Below are 1,674 nucleotides of genomic sequence, written 5' to 3'. Positions count from 1 at the left end.
TGACGACTCCCAGATCACCATCAATATTTCGGGTTCACTCGTCGGGGCTATTTCTCCCCCTGGGGCCCCGTCATTGGGCACCTTTATGGATTTGGGCAACGGTGAATTCAGCGTTACCTATAATCTAGACGTCCTGAATTCGGTGCTCATCACACCGTTCCACTTCAGCGATACATTCGAAGTGAACAACAACGATCCCGCTGCGCCGGAAGATGACGTTCGGGATACCGTCACCATAACCTTCCACTGTTTCGCGATGGGGACCGCGATCCTCACACCGGATGGCATGACGCCCGTCGAAACCCTCTCCCCCGGATCGCTTGTTGCCACGCTTGAAGGGCGGTTCGTGCCGGTGCGGTTCAATTTCCGCCAAATTATTGCGACCCGCTTTCACATGGCGGAACGACTTCAGCTGGTGCGGGTGCGGGCGGGGGCGCTGGGTTCGGGCGTGCCGGCACGCGATCTGGTGCTGACAGCCGATCATGCGCTGATGATCGACGGGCTGCTGATCAACGCGGGTGCGCTGGTGAATGGCACCACCATCGACTGCGTGCGGCTCGCGGAACTGGGCGACAGCTTCACCGTTTACCATGTCGAGACGGATGCCCATGACATCATCCTCGCCGAAGGCACGCCGACCGAGACCTATATCGACTATGCCGGGCGGCAGGGCTTCGACAACTACGCCGACTACATCGCGTTTTACGGCGAGGGCCGGATGATCCCCGAACACCCCGCCCCCCGCGTGACCAGTGCGCGACAGTTACCGCCCGCGCTGCGCGCAAGGCTGGGGATCGTGCTGGCAGCTTGATCGGGGAAGCGGGCGGCGCGCAACGTGCGGTCGCCATCCGCTGCCCGCGAAACATGAATTTTTGGTTGACAGACTCTGTCCTACCGCGGTCGTATGTTGTGGGTTTATGATGATTTTGCGGCGTTTCGCGCGAGCATGCGGCAATGCCGGGATTCGGGTGTCGCAATGCGTGAAACGTCTGACACAGCGTCCCGTCCGTCCCCCGACCGGACGCTGGGCGCCTATGGCGCCTTTACTTATCTCTACATGAATAGCCCCCATCACCGGCGCGTCAGCGTCGACGTGATGCGGGCCCAGCTCAGGCCACCGGTCGAGCGCAATTTCTACTGGATCGTGAATGATCAGGATGGTGTGCCGCGGGCGGGCCTGACCTGGGCGTTACTTTCGGACGAAGTCGAGGCCCGGATGCGCGCCGGGCAATTGCTCGCGCCCGAGGAATGGGCGTCGGGGCGCAATCTCTGGATCATGGAATTCCTTGCGCCCTTCGGCCAGGGCAGCGGCCTGTCCGTGCTGCGCTGGCTGCGCGACACGGCGCCGGGCGGGATGGACCGCCTGCGCTACAACCGATTCAAGCCGCAGAATGATCGTGTTCGGGTCGTCGAAATACGACGCCGCGGGCATGGCCGCTTCGGGGCGAAGTTGTTGGAAAGCTATCAGTTGTCCGGGGAGTAAAAAGTCATGGGAATGTCAGGTACGTTCAGTGAGCGGGTTGTGTCCGGCTTCAACGAAAACGGCAACTTTTTCACGGGTGTGCCAGCAGCGTGGCAACACCCGGACAGATATTTCATAGAAGTCGATCTTTCGTCCTGGACGGGATCGACCTACACAGTAACGGGGAACTTCGACGTAGCTGACGGGGGTGG

General features: G+C 61.0%; 3 protein-coding genes. All 3 read left to right on the top strand.

All coding sequences use genetic code 11. From position 1 onward, the window contains the following. Window positions 1-811 (top strand): Hint domain-containing protein (locus KG698_RS15150; RefSeq protein ID WP_213686378.1); only part of this gene is annotated, 811 nt, incomplete at its 5' end. A 93-nt stretch (window positions 812-904) separates the two neighbouring features. After that, the gene (locus KG698_RS15145; protein ID WP_213686377.1) at window positions 905-1,483 is read left to right on the top strand and encodes a toxin-activating lysine-acyltransferase; all 579 of its coding nucleotides are present in this window, start codon (window positions 905-907) and stop codon (window positions 1,481-1,483) included. 6 nt (window positions 1,484-1,489) lie between these two features. Beyond that, a partial coding sequence (locus tag KG698_RS15140; protein ID WP_213686376.1) for a hypothetical protein occupies window positions 1,490-1,674 on the top strand: 185 nt, incomplete at its 3' end.

This window comes from Roseicyclus sp. (assembly GCF_018402035.1).
Lineage (GTDB): Bacteria > Pseudomonadota > Alphaproteobacteria > Rhodobacterales > Rhodobacteraceae > Roseicyclus.
The sequence above is the reverse complement of the archived record's forward strand: the minus strand, read 5'-3'. Positions and strand labels throughout refer to the sequence as shown.